Raw genomic sequence first — 17,688 nt, 5'->3', positions numbered from 1 at the left:
GCCTCCCCGCCGGGCGCGAATACTGTGTGCAAGATCGGATCAGAAAGATCTGATCGGCAACAGCCGATCATCAAGAGACGGTCGCCAAGGCCGGACGACATCGGGAGGAAAGCATGAGGCTTCGGCTTGGTCTGGCCGCGCTCGCGGTCGCGTGGGCGGGTGTGGCGTGTGCGGATCCGCTGACCTTCCAGGTCGATCCGGCCTGGCCGAAACCGCTGCCCCATCAGTGGATCATGGGTCAGGCCTCGGGCGTCGCCGTCGACGCGCAGGACAACATCTGGGTGGTGCAGCGCCCGCGCACCCTCACCGATGACGAGAAGGCCGCAAGCCTCTCGCCTCCCCGCACCAAGTGCTGCCGCCCCGCGCCCCCCGTACTGGTGTTCGACCAGGCCGGCACCCTGATCCGCAGCTGGGGCGGCCCCGGCGAGGGCTACGACTGGCCGCAGAACGAGCACGGCATCCACATCGACCACAAGGGCTTCGTCTGGCTTGCCGGGAACGGCGACACGGACGGGCAGATCCTGAAATTCACCACCGAGGGCCGGTTCGTCCTGCAGATCGGCAAGCAGGGCCCGCAGACCAACAGCCTCGACACCTCGCGGCTCGGCAAGCCGGCCGCGATGCAGGTCGATCCCGAGACCAACGAGCTCTACGTCGCCGACGGCTACTTCAACCATCGGATCATCGTATTCGATGCCGAGACCGGCGCGTTCAAGCGGATGTGGGGCGCCTACGGCAAGCCGCCCACGGACGAGACCCTGCCGGCCTACGACCCGGTCGCGGCTCCGGCCCAGCAGTTCCGCAATCCCGTCCACTGCGTGCAGATCGCCCGCGACGGCCTGGTCTACGTCTGCGACCGCACCAACGACCGGGTCCAGGTCTTCCGCCGCGACGGCACCTTCGTGAAGGAGTTCTTCGTCGAGGCGAACACCCGCGCCAACGGCTCCGTCTGGGAGCTGGCGCTCTGGCCCGACGCCGAGCAGAGCTACCTCCTGAACGCGGACGGGGCCAACAACGAGGTCCGCACCCTGAGCCGCGAGACCGGCGAGGTGCTCGGCGCTTTCGGCCGCAACGGCCGGATGGCGGGCGACTTCCACTGGGTCCACAACCTTGCGGTGGACAGCCACGGCAACGTCTTTACCACCGAGGTCGACACCGGCAAGCGCACCCAGAAGTTCCTGTTCCGGGGTGACCTGATCCTGCGCAAGCGCGCCGCCCTGCCCTGACCCCTCGAACCCGATGCGTTCGATCCCTCGGGGTGGCGGATTCGGGCTTCGCTTGAGCGTCGCACGGGCTTGCCGATCCGGTCTCCGCTCTGATCGAGCGAAGCCCGTATCCGCCCCTGGTTCCGCCGGACCCGGCCGCCACCGTCGCCCGAAGGCGTTCGGCCGGCGGGCTCCGGGTGCGGCGCTCGGCATCACCCGATGCCGCATCGGCATTGGCTTCGCGGCCCTGGATCGGGTTCAGTCCCGCACCGCGTTTCCCGTTTGAACCCAGTCCCGCCGGAGCCCGAGAGCCGATCGATGCAGGCCCGCACCCTCTACGACAAGCTGGTGGACGCCCACACCGTGCGCCGTCTGGACGACGCCGAAGGCCCCGGGGCCAGCGTCCTGCTCTACGTCGACCGCACGGTGCTCAACGAGTACACCAGCCCGCAGGCCTTCAGCGGCCTGCGGGCCGCCGGGCGCCGGGTCTGGCGGCCGGACGCCGCCCTGGCGGTGGTCGATCACGTCAATCCCACGGCGGCGGAGCGCGTCGCCGCCATGCCCGATTCCGGCGGGGCGCGGCAGGTCGCGTATTTCGACGAGAACTGCCGGGATTTCGGGATCGAGCTCCTCGACGTGCTGCACCCGCTCCAGGGCATCGAGCACGTGGTCGCCCCCGAGCAGGGCTTCGTCCTGCCGGGCATGATCGTGGCGGCGGGCGACAGCCACACCACCACCTACGGGGCGTTGGGCGCCCTCGGCTTCGGCATCGGCACCTCGGACATCGAGCACTACCTCGCCACCCAGACCCTGGTGTACCGCCGGATGAAGACCCTGCGGGTCACGGTCTCGGGCACCCTGGCGCCGGGCGTCACCGCCAAGGACGTGGTCATGGCCCTGATCCGCCGCATCGGCGCCGACGGGGCGACGGGCTACGCCGTCGAGTTCGCCGGCCCCACCGTGGAGGCCCTGTCCGTCGAGGGCCGCATGACGATCTGCAACATGGCCGTCGAGTGCGGCGCCCGCGGCGTCGTCATGGCCCCCGACCGGACCGTGCTGGACTACCTGGCGGACAAGCCCCGCGCGCCGAAGGGCGCCCTCTGGGAGGCTGCCGCGGCCCATTGGCCGAGCTTGCGCAGCGACGACGGGGCCGTGTTCGACCGCGAGGTCGCCCTCGACGCCGCCGCGATCGAGCCGATGGTGACCTGGGGGACCAGCCCGGACCAGGCGGGCCCGGTCAACGGCCGCGTGCCCGATCCGGCGGCCGAGCCCGATCCGGCCCGTCGCCGGGACATGGTCCGGGCACTGTCCTACATGGACCTCGTCCCGGGCACGCCCCTCGAGGCCATCCCGATCCAGCGCGCCTTCATCGGCTCCTGCACCAACGCCCGGCTCTCCGACCTGCGCGAGGCCGCCGCCCTCGTGCGCGGCCGGCGGGTCGCGCACGGCGTCCAGGCCATGGTGGTGCCCGGCTCCTCCAGCGTGCGCCGGGCGGCCGAAGCGGAGGGGATCGACCGGGTCTTCCGCGATGCCGGCTTCGAGTGGCGCCAATCGGGCTGCTCGATGTGCCTGGCCATGAACGACGACGTGCTGGCGCCGGGCGAGCGCTGCGCCTCCAGCACCAACCGCAACTTCGAGGGCCGTCAGGGTGTGGGCGCGCGCACCCACCTGATGAGCCCCGCCATGGTGGCGGCCGCGGCCATTGCCGGCCACCTCACCGACAGCCGCCGCTTCGCGCCGGAAAACCGCCTCGCGCCGGAGACCTGACCATGCAGCCGTTCACGATCGTCGCGGGCCCGGCCGCCGGCCTGCCCGGGGCCAACATCGACACCGACGTCATCATGCCCAAGCAGTTCCTCAAGGGGATCGACCGCGCGGGCTTGGGGGCGGCCACCTTCCACGACCTGCGCTATGCCGGCCCCGGCCAGCCGCGCCCGGACTTCGTCCTCAACCGGCCCGCATGGCAGGGGGCCTGCATCCTGGTGGTCGGCCCGAATTTCGGCTGCGGCTCGTCGCGCGAGCACGCGGTCTGGGGCCTGCTCCAGGGCGGCATCCGCGCGGTCATCGGCACCAGCTTCGCCGGCATCTTTGCCGACAACGCCGCCAATAACGGCCTGCTGCTGATCGAGCTGGCGCCCGGACCCGTCGCGGAACTGTCGGCCCGGGCCGCAGACCCCGCCCGGAACCATATGACGATCGACCTGCCCGCCCAGACCATCACCACCGCGGACGGCGCGGTGCAGGGCTTCGCCATCCCGGCCCGGCGCAAGGATCACCTCGTCCGGGGCCTCGACGCGATCGGGGCCACCCTCGACCACGCGGAGGCGATCCGGGCGTTCCAAGCCCGGCACCTCGCGGCCCAGCCCTGGCTCGCCTGAGCCGGCTCGGGGCTGCCGGCGGCTCAGTACACCCGCGTGACCCACCCGTGGGGATCGGGGGCGTTGCCGCGCTGGATGTCCACGAGGGCCGAGCGCAGGCGCTTCGTCACCGGGCCGGCGACGTTGTCCGAGACCGAGAATTCCCCGTCCGCGCTGCGCACGGTCCCGACCGGGGTGATGACCGCGGCGGTGCCGCAGGCGAAGACCTCGCGCAGCCGTCCGCTGGCGGCGTCCGCCTTCCAGTCGTCGATGGAATAGGGCCGTTCGGCGACCGTGATGCCGTCGGCCTTCGCCAGGGTCAGGATCGAGTCGCGGGTGATGCCCGACAGGATGGTGTCGCTCAGGGGCGGGGTGACCATCGAGCCGTCGTCGAAGACGAAGAAGATGTTCATGCCGCCGAGTTCCTCGACCCAGCGGCGCTCGACCGCGTCGAGGAACACCACCTGGGCGCAGCCATGCTCCACCGCTGCCGCCTGGGCGCGCAGGCTGGCCGCGTAATTGCCGCCGCACTTGGCCGCACCGGTGCCGCCGGGGGCGGCGCGGGTCTGGTCCCGCGAGACCCAGACCGTCACGGTCTCGGAGCCGCCCTTGAAGTAGGCGCCCACCGCCGAGGCGATGACGAGGTAGAGGTATTCCGAGGACGGCTTGACCCCGAGGAACACCTCGCTGGCGATCATGAAGGGGCGCAGGTACAGGCTGCCGCCCTCGCTCGACGGGATCCAGTCGCGGTCGGCGCTGACCAGTTGCTTGACGGACTCGACGAAGACGGCGTCGGGCAGCGGCGGCATCGCCAGGCGCTCGGCCGAACGGCGGAAGCGCAGGGCGTTGGCCTCCGGCCGGAACAGGGCGGCGCCGCCGTCGGCGGTGCGGTAGGCCTTCAGCCCCTCGAAGATCTCCTGGGCGTAGTGCAGCACCGCCGCCGCCGGATCGAGGGCGATCGGCGCACGCGCCTCGACGCGGGCATCGTGCCAGCCGCGCCCCTCGACGTAGCGGATCGTCACCATGTGGTCGGTGAACACCCGCCCGAAGCCGGGATCGACGAGGAGCTCGGCCCGGCGCTCCGGCGAGACGGGCGAGGCGTGCGGCTGCGTGGTGAAGGAGAGGTCGTCGGGGGCGCTCATCGTCAGTCCTTACTTACGTCTCGTCGGATCAATCAAGGGCCGGTGCGGCGCGGGCCGCCGGGCGCATCCGGACGACGAGACGTGGGCTGGTGCCCTGATACGACGATGTCCGCTTGCGATCAAACGGATTGCATCCTAATAATACGCAAACGAAAAGAGAACCGGATCGTCCACCGGTCGGTGTCACAGGAGCCTCACGCGTGCCGCCCCGAAAACCGTCCGCGGATCCGGCGCCGGTCGATGTGCCGCCCGACCGCCGCCTGGACCAGCTCCGCCTCGCCTACACGCACACCCTGCTCCTGACGGGGCGGCACTGGCGCCGCGCCGCCAACGCCGTGATGGAGGCGCACGGCCTCTCGGACGCCACCGCCGTGCCGCTGATCATGATCGCCCGTCTCGACGGCGCTCCGCGTCAGAACGCCCTCGCGGAGGCCGTCGGCATCGAGGGCCCGTCGCTGGTCCGTCTCCTCGACCAGCTCTGCGAGGCCGGCCTCGCGCTCCGCCGCGAGGACCCCACCGACCGTCGGGCCAAGGTGCTCAGCCTGACGCCCGCCGGCACGGCTGTGGTCGCCCGCATGGAGGCCGACCTCGCCCACCTGCGCGCCACGGTCTTCGCCGAGGTCGGCACCGCCGATCTCGAGGCGAGCCTGCGCGTCTTCGCGGCTCTGCAGGCCTGCGCGCCCCGCTGAAGGCCGCGCAACCGGCGTAGGCGTTCGTTCCGCGCCCGGGCTGCTGCCGAACGCCGCGTCCCCGATGACTTGAACGCGCGACGCCGCGCGCTCTTTCGGGCCTATGTCGATCCCATCATCCGACCGCCCGGTCTTATATTGCCTTCATTATCTCGGCGGCAGTGCCGGGACTTTCGAGACGGTCGCGCAACACCTCGCGGATGCCGTGACCTGCGTCGCCCTCGACCTGCCGGGCTTCGGCGCGGACGGTGCCGACGCCGGCCGGGACGTCGCCGCGATGGCGGAGGGCGTGGCCGCCCGGATTCGCGCCGACGCGCCGGAACGGTGGATGCTGGCCGGCAACAGCATGGGCGCCAAGGTCGCCCTGGCGGTCGCCCGGCAGGCGGAGGACGGCGCGCCCGGCCTCGAAGGCCTGACCGGCCTCGTGCTCATGGCGGGTTCGCCACCCTCCCCCGAGCCCATGGGCGAGGACAAGCGCGCCGCCATGATCGCCTGGATCGGCGCCGATTCCGAGACCCGGCAGCGGGAGGCCGAGGCCTTCGTCGCCGCGAACATCGCCCGGCCCCTCGACCCGGACCGGATGGCGCGGACGGTGGCGGATGTGCTGCGTGCCAGCCCCGATGCCTGGACGCTCTGGCTCACCGCGGGCAGCCGCGAGGACTGGTGCGCGCGCATCGGCGTGCTGCGCAGCCCGGCGATCCTCCTGGCGGGGGCGGAGGATGCCGATCTCGGCCCCGCCGCCCAGGCCGCGCTGACGGCGCCGCACCTCGCCCATCATCGTCTGGTGTCTCTCGCAGGGACCGGGCACCTCATCCCCCTGGAGCGCCCCGAGGCGGTGGCCGAAGCGGTGCGGAGCCTCGCGGCCGGAGCGGTCTCGAACGAAGCCGAGGCGCCCGCGATCCCGGATCCCTACGCGGCCCTGATCCGGTCCGACCGTGTGAATTCCCGCCTGCGCGCGGCCCTGCTGCAGCGCGCCGAGCCCGACGATCCGGCCTATCAGCCCCGGGCCCTCGATCCGGTCGGCCTCGCCATCCTGCGGGCCGCCTGCGCCCGGGTGCTTCCGCTGGACGGCGCCGGGACCATCGATTTTGCCGCCCGCATCGACGCGCGGCTGGCGAGCGGGGCGGGGGATGGCTGGCGCTTCGCCCGGCTTCCCCCCGACCCGGAAGCCTACCGGCGCGCCCTTCGCACCCTGGACGCTGCCGCCCGCGCCGCCCACGACGCGCCCTTCGTCGCCCTCGGGGCCGAAGCGCAGGACGCGATGCTCGGAAGCCTGGAATCCGGTGCGGTCTCCGGTGATCTCGATGCGGAGCAGATGGGCTTCTGGTTCGAGGACCTGCGCGCGGACGTGGCCCGCACCTATCTCGCCCACCCCGTCGCCCTCGCCCGCATGAACTTCGGCGGCATCGGCGCCGGCGGCGATACCGCCCCCCTGCCCGGCTTCCACGCCGTCGGCATCGGCCAGCGCGAGGCCTGGGAACCGAACGCCCCCCTGGAGACCGCCCGATGAACCTCGATGCGATGCGTCGCTTTGCTACCTCCGAGACCGTCGATGCGGTGGTGATCGGCACCGGCGCCGGTGGTGCCCCCCTGCTGGCGCGCCTCGCCCAGGCCGGCCTCTCCTGTGTCGCCCTGGAAGCGGGTCCGAATTTTGACCCGAAGGGATTCGCCTTCGACGAGACCCTGGCCGACGAGATCTACTGGACCGAGGAGCGGATCAGCGGCGGCTCGACGCCCGAGGCCTTCGGCGGCAACAACAGCGGCACCGGTGTCGGCGGTTCCACCTTGCACTGGGGCGCCTTCACGCCCCGGGCCGATGCCCGCGACCTGCGCCTCCACACCGAGACCGGCGAGGGCGTCGACTGGCCCCTCGACTACGCCGAGCTGCTGCCCTTCTACGCGCGCGTCGAGGCCTTCATCGGCGTGTCCGGCCCGGCCTCGTATCCCTGGGACGATGCGCGCAGCTACCCGCTCGGCCCCGTCGCCCGCAACGCCCCGGCCCAGGCCATGGCCAGCGCCTGCGCGGCGCTCGGCGTGCGCTACGCCGATGCGCCGGCGGCCGTGGTCTCGCGCGCCTTCGCGCAGGAGCACGGCCCGACCCGGCCCGGCTGCATCAATTGCGGCTACTGCCATCAGGGCTGCCGCACCGGCGCCAAGACCAGCATGGACGTCACCTATCTGCCGCTCGCCGTCCATCACGGCGCCGAGATCCGGGCCGAGGCCCGGGTCCACGGCATCGAGCGCGCGAAGGACGGCCGGGTGACGGCCGTGATCTATCGCCAGGGCGGCATCGACCATCGTCAGCCCTGCCGCACCGTCTTCCTCTGCGCCGGCTCGGTGGAATCCGCGCGTCTCCTGCTGCATCTCGACCTCGCCAACGGCAGCGGCCAGGTCGGGCGCAACTACATGGGCCACGTCGCCACCCAGGTCTGGGGCACCTTCGAGCCCGAGATGCGCATGAACAAGGGCTACCCGTCCTCGCTCATCACCGAGGACATGATCCGCCCGGCCGATGCGGACTTCGCCGGCGGTTACCTCGTCCAGAGCCTCGGTGTGGTGCCCCTCACCTTCGCCAATTCCCTGGCGCGGGGCCGCAAGCTCTGGGGGCGGGCGCTGGCCGACCAACTGTCCCGCTACAACCACATGGCCGGGATCGGCATCAACGGCGAGACCCTGCCCTGCGACGCCAACGTCCTGACGCTGTCCGACGAGGTCGACGCTCTGGGCATGCGCAAGGCCGCGATCAGCTTCGGCTACAGCCGGAACGAGGAGCGCCTCAACGCTCACGCGACCCGCTTCCTGAATCAGGTCTGGGAGGCGGCCGGGGCCACGGATCTCTGGACCCTGGAGCGCGTCGCCCACACCATCGGCACCTGTCGCATGGGCCGCGACGGCGACACGGCGGTGGTCGACCCCGTCGGCCGCAGCTTCGAGGTCCCGAACCTCTGGATCTGCGACGGCTCGACTTTCCCGAGTTCGCTCGCCGCCAACCCGGCGCTGACGATCATGGCGCTGAGCCTGCGCAGCGCCGAGGCCTTCCTCAAGGCCGGACGCTGAGAGTCGACTCGGCTCAGGCCACCGCTTGAGCCACAATGTCCGGGTAGCGGCCGATCACCCTGACATAGGCGATGGCGAAATCCGGTGCGGTCGCACGTGCCTGTTCCCAGTCGCGTAGGGTGCCGACCGGAACCCGAAATCGGCTCGCGAACTCGGACTGCGACAGACCGAGGCCGGTCCGCGTTCGACGGATGAGCCGCGCGCGCTGGCCTCGGTCCAAGGCCTCGGACGTCGCGTCGAAATCCTGATCGTCGGTCGGATCAGTCGGAAGCGCGATAGGCTCGTTCTTCACCCGTGTTGCTCCTTCTAACCGAAATGAAGCGGGGCTGACCGGACCGGCGGACGAAAACGCCCGTAAAGAGCTTATCGCCGACGATCCCGATCACTTTGAATCGTTCCTCTCCATCGATCTCACGGATGGATGGAACGATCACATGATCGTCGTCCGCGAAAATCCGATCCCCGAGTGCGAGCGAGACCCGGTGTTTCTCCAGGTTGGCTGCGTTCTTGACAGGGTCATACCGCTCCCGCGTCATCAGCCGTGAACATACGGAATTTCCGTACGGTCTGTAAAGTCTCTCAGCGGTATTCGCCTGCACAGCCCCTCAATACATCGGCGTCCCGCCCGTGACCGGCACCAGCGCGCCGGTCATGTAGCTGCCCTCCCGCGAAGCGAGGAGCACGTAGGCGGGGGCGAGTTCGGCCGGCTGGCCGGCGCGGCCGAGGGGCGTGTCGGCGCCGAGGGAGGCGATCTGCTCGGGGCTCTTCACGATGGGTTGGATCGGGGTCCAGACCGGGCCCGGGGCGACGCAGTTCACCCGGATGCCCTTCGGCGCCAGCAGGTTGGACAGGCCGATGGTCAGGCTCGCGATGGCGCCCTTGGTGGCGGCGTAGACCAGCATGGTCTTGTCGGCGATCTTGGCCTGCTGGCTTGTGGAGTTCACGATGGCAGAGCCCGGCTTCATGTGCGGCACGGCGGCCTGGGCGAGGTAGAGCATCGCGAACACGTTGGCGCGGAACGAACCCTCGAGATCCTCCGGCGTCACGTCGTCGAGGTCCTCGTTGACCACCTGCGCGGCGGCGTTGTTCACGAGGATGTCGAGCCCGCCGAGTTCGGACACGGTGCGGGCGACGAGGTCGCGGCAATAGGTCGGGTCGCGCAGGTCGCCGGGCAGGAGCAGGACGCGCCGGCCCGCCTTGCGCACCCATTCGGCGGTGTCCTCGGCATCGGACTGCTCGACCGGCAGGTACGCGATCGCCACGTGGGCGCCCTCGCGGGCATACGCGATGGCCACGGCCCGGCCGATCCCGGAATCGCCGCCGGTCACCAGGGCGACGCGGTCGGTGAGGAGCCCCTTGCCGACGTAGCTCGTCTCGCCGTGGTCGGGGGCCGGACGCATCCGCGAGGTCAGGCCCGGCCGTTCCTGTTGCTGGTCGCCGGGAAAGGGCGGCCGCGGGCCGGCGTCGCGGGGATCGATGGTCATCGGCGTCTGAGGCCTTCCGGGGCTGTCTTCAACAAAAAGGGGCCCACCGGGCGGCGGGCCCCGGGACGATCAGGCGTCCGCGTCGTCGGCCTCGAGAATGGTCTCGAGGTCGCCCGTGAGGGCATCGAGCTGGTCGGGCGTCGCGCGGATCTTGAAGGTGGTTCCGTCCTCGGCCTCGACCGCGATCTCCACGTGATCGTCGACGCGTGCGGCCATGGCCTGCTTCAGGATGTAGGTCGTCACGTCCGGATTGGTCGTGTCCGTGGTCTTGTTCGTGGTCTTGGCCATGCTGCCGTCTCCTGATGGGCTCCCCGGCAACGCGGCAGGGCCCTGGTCGGATCTGCGACCAAAGCTCCCGCCGGGCGCCGCAGTCATCTACAGGCTCAGGCCCGACAGGGTGGCGGCGGCCTGGATCAGGGCCAGATGGGTCAGCCCCTGCGGCAGGTTGCCGAGATAGATGCCGCTGACCGGGTCGGCCATCTCCGAATAGGTGCCGGAATTCCGGTCGAGGGCCTTCACCAGGGCCTCGAACGCGGCTTGCGCTTCCGCCGTCTCCCCGAGCAGGGCCCTGGCCTCCACGAGCCAGAAGGTGCAGGCGAGGAAGCAGCCCTCCTCCGCCTCGGCGCCGGTGTAGCGGTAGTGATAGGGGCCGCGTCCGAGCTCCCGGTCGATGGCCCGGCAGGTGGCCGCGAGGCGCTCGGGGTTGCCGAAGCGGAAGCGAACGGCCAGCGTCAGGGAGGCATCGAGCTTCTCCGTGCCGGGATACATGACGTAGGATTGCTTGGCCTCCGACCAGCAGTTCCGGTCGATCCAGTCCGCGACGCGGTCGCGGGCCCGGGCCCAGCGCTCGCGGCAGGTGCCCGGTAGGTGGCCGCCATCGGCGAGTTCCACCGCCCGGGCCAGCGCCTGCCAGCAGCTGATCTTGGAGCCGGTGTAGTGCTCGGCCTCCGGCAACTCCCAGATGCCCGCATCCTTGAGCTTCCAGGATTCGGCGCATTGGTCGGCGAGCTGGGCGAGCAGCGTCCCGGTGCGCAGGTCAAGCATGTTGCCGTCGGCCACGAAGCGCTCGGCGGTCTCGAAGATGTCGCCGTAGATGCCGTGCTGGTGCTGGCCCGTGGCGGCGTTGCCGGTGCGCACGGGGCGCGAGCCGCGATAGCCCGGCAGATCGATGTCGCGCTCGCCGGGCACGCAGCCGCCGTCGAGGGTGTAGAGCACCTGCGCCCCGTGCTCGCCGATGTGGCGCATCAGCCAGGACAGGGCCGCGTTGGCCTCGGCCTGGGCACCCAGGCGCAGGAAGGCCTTGATGACGTAGCCGGCATCGCGGATCCAGGCGTAGCGGTAATCGTAGTTCTTGGAGCCGCCGATGCCCTCGGGCAGGGAACTCGTGGCCGCCGCCGCGATGGCGCCGGTGGGCGAGTAGAGCAGCAGCTTCAGCGCGAGGGCGCTGCGCTCGACCTGCTCGGCATAGCGGCCCCGATAGGCGAGACGCTCGGTCCAGTCCCGCCATTCCTGGCACGAGACGTCGATGCGCCCGTCGATCTCGTCGATCGGCGCCACCACCAGGGGCTGGTTCTCGGCGGCCACGATGGCGACGACCTCGCGCTGACCCGCCCGCACCTCGACGGAGCCCGAGATGACGTGGTCGTTCTCCGTCTCGATCCGGATGCCGTCGCTGGTGCGGAACAGGCCCATCATGCCGGCCACGTGGAAGGCGGTGCCGTTGCTGTTGCCCGAGAGATAGGGGGCGGCCGTGTCGCCCCGCGTGCCGAAGACCAAGGCCACCCGGAAGCGCACGTGCCCCTCCAGACCCTCGATCCGGCGCGCGAGTTCCGCCCAGGGCAGGCGCCCGGCGGGGCCGCTGTTCAGGCTCTCGGTGAGGCGCGCGCGTCCGGTCTTCGTGGTGAAGACGGTCTCGTGGACGTTGCTGCCATCGCGGTAGCCGATCTCGGCGGTGAAGGGCTCCTCCGGCGTGATCGCGAAGTAGCCGCCCTCCTCCGGGCTGAGCATGCGGTCGAACAGCGGCGGCGAGTCGAGATTGGGACAGCACCACCAGTCGATGGAGCCGTCGGCCCCCGAGAGTGCCACCGAGCGGCCCTCGCCGATCGCCGCGTAGCCCTCGATCGGGAGAAATCCGTCGGTGCGGCCGACGGCACCGCCCTCGCGGGGGAAAGGCTTCAGCACGGTGCGGGCGACCTCGGGTGGTGAGCGGACGATACCGGCCGGGGCCGGGCGTGGCGCCACGGGCCGTCCGCGCACGTCGCGCGTGTCCGAACCGAGCCGACCGGGATCCTCCGCGGGGGTCTGCTCGAACCCGCGCGGCGGGCGGCCGTTCCGGTCCCGGCTTGCTTCATGTTGACACGGCGGCCCGCGGGGCAGGGCGCTCGTGGCCGTGAGACCCCATCGCCGTGCCCTTCCGCACGGACAGAATGAACGCTCATTGACCAGTGAATGAACATTCAATACGACGATGGTGTCGGTTGGAGGATGCGATGCAGCGGACGCACGAGGATTTCCCGTTCGAGGCGCTGGTGCGGAAGGCGCGGGCGCTCCTTGCGCCCGAGCACCTGCTGCTCGGGGCCGTGCTGGTGCTCGGCTGGGCCGCGCTCATCGCCTGGACCGGCAACGGCCCGGTCGGCTGGCAGGCCCGCCTCTGCGCCGATGCGGACGCCTCGGTCGCCGCCTGCCGGGTGGTCGCGCCGTCGGCGGACGGACGGGTCTCCTGACCATGGCCTCGCCGGTCGGCACCCTCATCGACGCCCGCGCCAGCCAGGCCGCGCGCCGGGAACAGATCCTCGACGCCGCCTGCGCCTGTTTCGTGCGCAACGGGTTCCACCGCACCACGATGCAGGACCTCGCCCGCGAGGCCGGCATGACGGCGGGCAACTTCTACCACTACTTCCGCTCCAAGGAGGCGCTGGTCCTGGGCCTCGTGGAGCGGGAACGGATCAGCGGCGCCCAGCTGGTGACGCGCCTCCAGCAGGAGGGCGACCGGCGCGGCGCGTTGTTCGGCGTGCTCGGCCAGTATTTCGGCGCCCTGACCCGGGAGGCGGCGGTGCTGCGCCTGGAGATCTGGTCCGAGGGCACCCGCAACCCGGCCATCGCGGCGCTCACGGCGAAGACCGAGGCGGAGGCCCGGGCCTGGTTCGAGGAGACCTTCGCCGACCTCGCCACCGCGCCGGATTGCGATCCGGTGGCCCTCTACGCCCTGCTGGCGCCCCAGTTGAAGGGGATCGTCCTGAGCCGGGCCATCCTCCCCGATTTCGACACGGGTCTCGCCGTGGCGCAGCTCCAGGCCCTGATCGAGGCCGGGCTCGCCGGCCGCGCCCCCCTCCCCGCCGTGGAACCCCGCCCATGACCGCCGCCCGCCTCGGCCTCGCCCTGCTCGCCCTGGCGCTGCCGGCCTCCGCAGCTCTCGCCGGCCCGGCCAAGCCGCCGGCAGGCTCCACCCAGCCGCCGGCCGGCGCGGCCCAGCCGGTCAAGGCCGGCCTCGTGCCGACGATCAGCGTGGTCGAAGCCAGGCGGCGCGAGATCGTCGAGTCGGTGGTCGTCACCGGCACCCTGGTCCCGCGCGACGAGATCCTGGTGACGCCCGAGATCGAGGGCTACCGGGTCACCGAGGTGCTGGTGGAGGAAGGTGCCCGGGTGGCCCGGGGGCAGGTGCTCGCCCGTCTCTCGCGCGACCTCATCGACCGTCAGCTCGCCCAGCAGGCGGCCCTGGTGGAGAAGGCCGAGGCCGCCGTGCCCCAGGCCCAGAGCAGCATCGAGCAGGCGGAGGCCGCCGAGACCGAGGCGCGCCTCGCCTTCGAGCGGGTGCAGCAGCTCCTGAAGACCGGCAACGCCACCGCGGCCGTGATGGAGGGCCGCACCGCCAGCCTGCGCCAGGCCGAGGGCAAGCTCGCCTTCGCCCGCAACGGCCTGCGCATCGCCCGGGCCGACCTCGCCCAGGCCCGGGCCGTGCTGGAGGAACTGAACCTGCGCCTGGCCCGCACGGAGATCCGCGCGCCGGAGGCCGGCATCGTCAGTCGCCGCACCGCCCGGGTGGGCCTGGCCGCCTCCGCCTCGGCCGAGCCCCTCTTCCGCCTGATCGCCCGGGGCGAGATCGAACTCGAGGGCGAGGTCATCGAGACCAAGCTGCCGCAGCTGCGCGAGAACGCCCCGGCCTGGATCGACCTCGGCGACGGTGTCCGCCTGTCGGGCAGCGTGCGGACCGTCTACCCGGAGGTCGACCGGGCGACCCGCCTCGGCAAGGTCCGCGTCCGCCTGGAGCCGGATCCGCGCCTGCGCATCGGCACCTTCGCGCGGGGCGCCGTCGAGCTCGCCCGGACCCGCGGCGTGACCGTGCCGCAGGCCTCCGTGCTCTACGGCGGGGGCAAGCGCAGCTCCGTCCTCGTAATCGCCGACGACGTGGTCGAGGCCCGCGAGGTCCGCACCGGCCTGTCCGACGACGACGACATCGAGATCCGCGCCGGACTCGCCGACGGCGAGCGCGTGGTGGCCCGCGCCGGCAGCTTCCTGCGCGACGGCGACCGGGTCCGCCCGGTGGCGCTGGCCGTGCCGGAGCCGGCCGTGGCCGCCGCCCCCTCCCCGCGCGAGACCGCCGAGGCCGGGACGCCCTGACCGGGCGCCGCCTCGTCTCCCGATCCGAACCCCCCATCGAGCCGACGCATGCGCCTGAACATCTCCGCCTGGGCGATCCGCCACCCGATCGCGCCGCTCGTGCTGTTCCTGGTGCTGATCGTGCTCGGTCTCGTCAGCTTCCGCAGCCTCGCGGTGACGCGGATGCCCAACGTCGACGTGCCGATCGTCTCGGTGACGATCACGCAGAGCGGGTCGGCCCCCGCCGAGCTGCAGACGCAGGTCACGAAGTGGGTCGAGGATTCCATCGCCGGGGTGCGCGGGGTCAAGCACATCACCTCGGCCATCACCGAGGGCTCCTCCGTCACCACGGTGGAGTTCCGCCTGGAGGTGAACACCGACCGGGCCGTCAACGACGTCAAGGACGCGGTCTCCAAGATCCGCATCAACCTGCCCCGCACCATCGACGAGCCGGTGATCCAGCGCGTCGAGATCACCGGCCTGCCGATCCTGATCTACGGCGTGACGTCGCCCGGCATGACGCCGGCCGAGCTGTCCTGGTTCGTGGAGGACAAGGTCGCCCGCTCGATCCAGGGCGTGAAGGGCGTCGGCGGCGTCGAGCGCGTCGGCGGCGTCGCCCGCGAGATGCGCGTCACCCTGCTCCCCGACCGCCTGCTGGCGCTGGGCATCACGGCGGCCGACGTGAACCGTCAGCTGCGCCTGACCTCCGCCGACATGGCGGGCGGCCGCGGCGAGGTCGGCGGGCGCGAGCAGTCGATCCGGACGCTGGCCGCCTCGCGCTCGCTGCGCGACCTCAAGGCCACCTCCATCGTGCTCTCCGGGGGCCGCAAGGTCCGCCTCGACGAACTGGCGACGCTGGAGGATGCCATCGAGGAGCCGCGCACCTTCGCGCGCTTCAACGGCGAGCCGGTGGTCGCCTTCGCGGTCTCGCGCGGCTCGGGCGCCAGCGACGCCGAGGTCGCGGCCGGTGTCGAGACGCGCATCGCCGCGTTCAAGACCGCCTATCCCGACATCCGGTTCGAGACCATCGACTCCTCGGTGGCGGCCACCATCGGCTCCTACGATTCGGCGATGCACACCCTGATCGAGGGGGCGGCGCTCGCCGTGCTGGTGGTGTTCCTGTTCCTGCGCGACTGGCGCGCGACGCTGATCGCCGCGATCGCCCTGCCGCTCTCGGTCTTCCCGACCTTCTGGGCGATGGACGCGATGGGCTTCACCCTGAACGGCATCAGCCTGCTCGCCATCACGCTGGTCACCGGCATCCTCGTCGACGACGCCATCGTGGAGATCGAGAACATCGTCCGGCACATGCGGCTCGGCAAATCGCCCTACCGCGCCGCCATCGAGGGCGCCGACGAGATCGGGCTCGCGGTCATCGCCATCACGGCGACCCTGATCGCGGTGTTCGCACCGGTCTCCTTCATGGGCGGCATCGCGGGCCGCTACTTCATGCAGTTCGGCCTCACCATCGCGGTCTCGGTGTTCATGTCGCTGCTGGTCGCGCGCCTGATCACCCCGATGCTGGCCGCCTACTTCCTGCGCGACCACGACCACGAGGAGGCGAAGGAGGGCCCGGTGATGCGCGCCTATGGCCGCGTCGTCGGCTGGTCGGTGCGCCACCGCGTCGTCACGCTGATCGTCGGCCTCGCGCTGTTCGCCGGCTCGCTGGCCTCCACCGGCCTCCTGCCCTCGGGGTTCGTGCCGAAGCAGGACAATGCCCGCACGCTGTTCATGGTCGAGCTCGCGCCCGGCGCCCGCCTGCCCGACACCGTCGCGGTCTCGGACCGGGTGGTGGCCCGCATCCGGGCCCTGCCCGAGGTGGTCTCGGTCTTCGTCGACGGCGGCCGCCAGGCCGGCGGCAAGAAGGAGACCCGGCTCGCCACCCTGATCGTCAACCTGACGCCGAAGAATCAGCGCTCCGCCAAGCAGGCCGCCATCGAGACCGAGATCGCCGGCCTGCTCGCCCAGGAACCCGACATCCGCTCCTGGACCCTGCGCGACGGCGGCCAGCGCGACCTCGCTCTCGTGGTCGGCGGACCCGATGTCGACGTGGTCACCGAGGTCGCCGCCCGGCTCCAGCGCGACATGGCGGCGATCCCCCACTTGGTCTCGGTGATGTCGACGGCCCCCCTCAACCGCACGGAGGTCCGCATCCGGCCGAAGGCGGGGGCGGCGGCCGATCTCGGCGTCTCCACCGACGCCATCGCCGAGACCGTCCGGGTGGGCACCATCGGCGACATCGGGCTGAACCTGGCGAAGTTCAACGCGCCCGACCGGCAGGTGCCGATCCGGGTGCAACTGCCGGAGAGCGCCCGCGGCGCGGTCTCGCGTCTCGAGAACCTCAAGGTGCCGGCCAAGAACGGCGCCGCCGTGCCGCTGGCGGCCGTCGCCGACATCGAGCTCGACCAGGGGCCCGGCGCCATCGAGCGCTACGACCGCGTGGTGCGCGTGGCCGTGGAGGCCAACATGGAGGGCTCCGACGCCCTCGGCTCCCTCATCGCCCAGGCGCTGGAGACCCCCACGGCCAAGACCCTGCCGCCGGGCGTCACCATCCGGCAGACCGGCGACGCCGAGATCATGGGCGAGGTGTTCTCGGGCTTCCTCATGGCGATGGGGGCCGGGATCATGATGGTCTACGCGGTGCTCGTGCTGCTGTTCGGCTCGTTCCTGCAGCCGCTGACCATCCTGTTCTCGCTGCCCCTCTCCATCGGCGGCGCGATCCTCGGCCTGCTGATCCTGAACATGCCGATCTCGATGCCGGTGGTGATCGGCATCCTGATGCTGATGGGGCTGGTGACGAAGAACGCCATCATGCTGGTGGACTTCGCCGTCGAGGAGATGGCCCGCGGCGTCGACCGGGTCACCGCCATCGTGGATGCCGGCCGCAAGCGCGCCCGGCCCATCGTGATGACCACCATCGCCATGGCGGCCGGCATGGTGCCCTCCGCCATGGCGCTGGGCATCGGCGGCGAGTTCCGCGCGCCGATGGCGGTGGCGGTGATCTCGGGCCTGATCGTCTCGACCCTGCTCTCGCTGGTCTTCGTGCCGGCGGTGTTCCTGCTCATGGACAGCCTCGGCGCCGTCCTCGGCCGGCTCCTCGGCCGCTTCGTCGGCGCGACGGACGAGGCGCCCCTCCCCGTCCCCCACGCCTGAGGTCA

Annotated in this window: 16 protein-coding genes; 10 read left to right on the top strand and 6 right to left on the bottom strand. The window is 71.5% G+C overall.

What is annotated here, in order from left to right; translation table 11 throughout:
• Positions 1-113 precede the first annotated feature (113 nt).
• The 3 genes from ASF20_RS01695 (at position 114) to leuD (ending at position 3,583) form a co-directional block, all read left to right on the top strand.
• Complete coding sequence (locus ASF20_RS01695) at positions 114-1,226, top strand: hypothetical protein (RefSeq protein WP_056270156.1); 1,113 nt, start codon at positions 114-116, stop codon at positions 1,224-1,226.
• 297 nt (positions 1,227-1,523) lie between these two features.
• The gene (gene leuC / locus ASF20_RS01690) at positions 1,524-2,972 is read left to right on the top strand and encodes a 3-isopropylmalate dehydratase large subunit (RefSeq protein ID WP_056270153.1); all 1,449 of its coding nucleotides are present in this window, start codon (positions 1,524-1,526) and stop codon (positions 2,970-2,972) included.
• Between the two features lie 2 nt (positions 2,973-2,974).
• On the top strand, positions 2,975-3,583 hold the full coding sequence (gene leuD / locus ASF20_RS01685; RefSeq protein ID WP_056215506.1) for a 3-isopropylmalate dehydratase small subunit: 609 nt from the start codon (positions 2,975-2,977) through the stop codon (positions 3,581-3,583).
• A 23-nt stretch (positions 3,584-3,606) separates the two neighbouring features.
• Here leuD and ASF20_RS01680 read toward each other — a convergent pair whose 3' ends face one another.
• On the bottom strand, positions 3,607-4,704 hold the full coding sequence (locus ASF20_RS01680; protein WP_056270149.1) for a branched-chain amino acid aminotransferase: 1,098 nt from the start codon (positions 4,702-4,704) through the stop codon (positions 3,607-3,609).
• Positions 4,705-4,964: 260 nt separating this feature from the next.
• Here ASF20_RS01680 and ASF20_RS01675 point away from each other — a divergent pair, with 260 nt between their 5' ends.
• From ASF20_RS01675 to ASF20_RS01665, 3 genes are all read left to right on the top strand, one after another.
• On the top strand, positions 4,965-5,393 hold the full coding sequence (locus tag ASF20_RS01675; RefSeq protein WP_056270278.1) for a MarR family transcriptional regulator: 429 nt from the start codon (positions 4,965-4,967) through the stop codon (positions 5,391-5,393).
• 103 nt (positions 5,394-5,496) lie between these two features.
• A complete protein-coding gene (locus ASF20_RS01670) occupies positions 5,497-6,903 on the top strand; it encodes an alpha/beta fold hydrolase (protein WP_056270147.1) in 1,407 nt (468 codons plus the stop codon).
• A complete protein-coding gene (locus ASF20_RS01665) occupies positions 6,900-8,450 on the top strand; it encodes a GMC family oxidoreductase (protein ID WP_056270144.1) in 1,551 nt (516 codons plus the stop codon). Before ASF20_RS01670 ends, ASF20_RS01665 begins: the two co-directional genes overlap by 4 nt.
• A 13-nt stretch (positions 8,451-8,463) precedes the next feature.
• On the opposite strand, the gene ASF20_RS01660 is transcribed toward ASF20_RS01665, so the two are convergent.
• The 5 genes from ASF20_RS01660 to ASF20_RS01645 form a co-directional block, all read right to left on the bottom strand.
• Positions 8,464-8,742 (bottom strand): helix-turn-helix domain-containing protein, encoded by a 279-nt coding sequence (locus ASF20_RS01660; protein WP_056215521.1) that lies wholly within the window; start codon positions 8,740-8,742, stop codon positions 8,464-8,466.
• A complete protein-coding gene (locus tag ASF20_RS23010; RefSeq protein WP_082501120.1) occupies positions 8,711-8,986 on the bottom strand; it encodes a BrnT family toxin in 276 nt (91 codons plus the stop codon). The genes ASF20_RS01660 and ASF20_RS23010 overlap by 32 nt, the downstream gene beginning before the upstream one ends.
• 69 nt (positions 8,987-9,055) lie before the next feature.
• A complete protein-coding gene (locus ASF20_RS01655) occupies positions 9,056-9,934 on the bottom strand; it encodes an SDR family oxidoreductase (protein ID WP_056270141.1) in 879 nt (292 codons plus the stop codon).
• A 69-nt stretch (positions 9,935-10,003) separates the two neighbouring features.
• Positions 10,004-10,222, bottom strand: coding sequence for a hypothetical protein (locus tag ASF20_RS01650; protein WP_056270138.1), 219 nt, complete (start codon positions 10,220-10,222; stop codon positions 10,004-10,006).
• Positions 10,223-10,309: 87 nt separating this feature from the next.
• Complete coding sequence (locus ASF20_RS01645; protein ID WP_244476294.1) at positions 10,310-12,190, bottom strand: glycoside hydrolase family 15 protein; 1,881 nt, start codon at positions 12,188-12,190, stop codon at positions 10,310-10,312.
• Between the two features lie 233 nt (positions 12,191-12,423).
• On the opposite strand from ASF20_RS01645, the gene ASF20_RS01640 reads away from it, so the two are divergent.
• Genes ASF20_RS01640 through ASF20_RS01625 form a run of 4 tightly spaced genes read left to right on the top strand, consistent with a single transcriptional unit; the run spans position 12,424 to position 17,683 of the window.
• On the top strand, positions 12,424-12,657 hold the full coding sequence (locus ASF20_RS01640; RefSeq protein WP_056215530.1) for a hypothetical protein: 234 nt from the start codon (positions 12,424-12,426) through the stop codon (positions 12,655-12,657).
• A gap of 2 nt (positions 12,658-12,659) precedes the next feature.
• Positions 12,660-13,289 (top strand): TetR/AcrR family transcriptional regulator, encoded by a 630-nt coding sequence (locus ASF20_RS01635; protein WP_056270134.1) that lies wholly within the window; start codon positions 12,660-12,662, stop codon positions 13,287-13,289.
• Positions 13,286-14,551: an efflux RND transporter periplasmic adaptor subunit gene (locus ASF20_RS01630; protein ID WP_082501119.1), complete on the top strand. Its 1,266-nt coding sequence runs from the start codon at positions 13,286-13,288 to the stop codon at positions 14,549-14,551. Before ASF20_RS01635 ends, ASF20_RS01630 begins: the two co-directional genes overlap by 4 nt.
• Positions 14,552-14,599: 48 nt before the next feature.
• Positions 14,600-17,683 carry an efflux RND transporter permease subunit gene (locus ASF20_RS01625; protein ID WP_056270132.1) on the top strand — a complete coding sequence of 1,028 codons (3,084 nt, stop codon included), beginning with the start codon at positions 14,600-14,602 and terminating at the stop codon, positions 17,681-17,683.
• Positions 17,684-17,688: the final 5 nt, after the last annotated feature.

The organism is Methylobacterium sp. Leaf88 (genome assembly GCF_001422795.1).
GTDB lineage: Bacteria > Pseudomonadota > Alphaproteobacteria > Rhizobiales > Beijerinckiaceae > Methylobacterium.
The sequence above is the reverse complement of the archived record's forward strand: the minus strand, read 5'-3'. Positions and strand labels throughout refer to the sequence as shown.

Coding starts and splice junctions, on each gene's coding strand:
- ASF20_RS23010 (WP_082501120.1), bottom strand. CDS start 8,986: ATGACGCGGGAGCGGTATGACCCTGTCAAGAACGCAGCCAACCTGGAG.
- leuC (WP_056270153.1), top strand. CDS start 1,524: ATGCAGGCCCGCACCCTCTACGACAAGCTGGTGGACGCCCACACCGTG.
- ASF20_RS01650 (WP_056270138.1), bottom strand. CDS start 10,222: ATGGCCAAGACCACGAACAAGACCACGGACACGACCAATCCGGACGTG.
- ASF20_RS01625 (WP_056270132.1), top strand. CDS start 14,600: ATGCGCCTGAACATCTCCGCCTGGGCGATCCGCCACCCGATCGCGCCG.
- ASF20_RS01635 (WP_056270134.1), top strand. CDS start 12,660: ATGGCCTCGCCGGTCGGCACCCTCATCGACGCCCGCGCCAGCCAGGCC.
- ASF20_RS01680 (WP_056270149.1), bottom strand. CDS start 4,704: ATGAGCGCCCCCGACGACCTCTCCTTCACCACGCAGCCGCACGCCTCG.
- ASF20_RS01640 (WP_056215530.1), top strand. CDS start 12,424: ATGCAGCGGACGCACGAGGATTTCCCGTTCGAGGCGCTGGTGCGGAAG.
- ASF20_RS01670 (WP_056270147.1), top strand. CDS start 5,497: ATGTCGATCCCATCATCCGACCGCCCGGTCTTATATTGCCTTCATTAT.
- ASF20_RS01630 (WP_082501119.1), top strand. CDS start 13,286: ATGACCGCCGCCCGCCTCGGCCTCGCCCTGCTCGCCCTGGCGCTGCCG.
- ASF20_RS01655 (WP_056270141.1), bottom strand. CDS start 9,934: ATGACCATCGATCCCCGCGACGCCGGCCCGCGGCCGCCCTTTCCCGGC.
- ASF20_RS01665 (WP_056270144.1), top strand. CDS start 6,900: ATGAACCTCGATGCGATGCGTCGCTTTGCTACCTCCGAGACCGTCGAT.
- ASF20_RS01695 (WP_056270156.1), top strand. CDS start 114: ATGAGGCTTCGGCTTGGTCTGGCCGCGCTCGCGGTCGCGTGGGCGGGT.
- leuD (WP_056215506.1), top strand. CDS start 2,975: ATGCAGCCGTTCACGATCGTCGCGGGCCCGGCCGCCGGCCTGCCCGGG.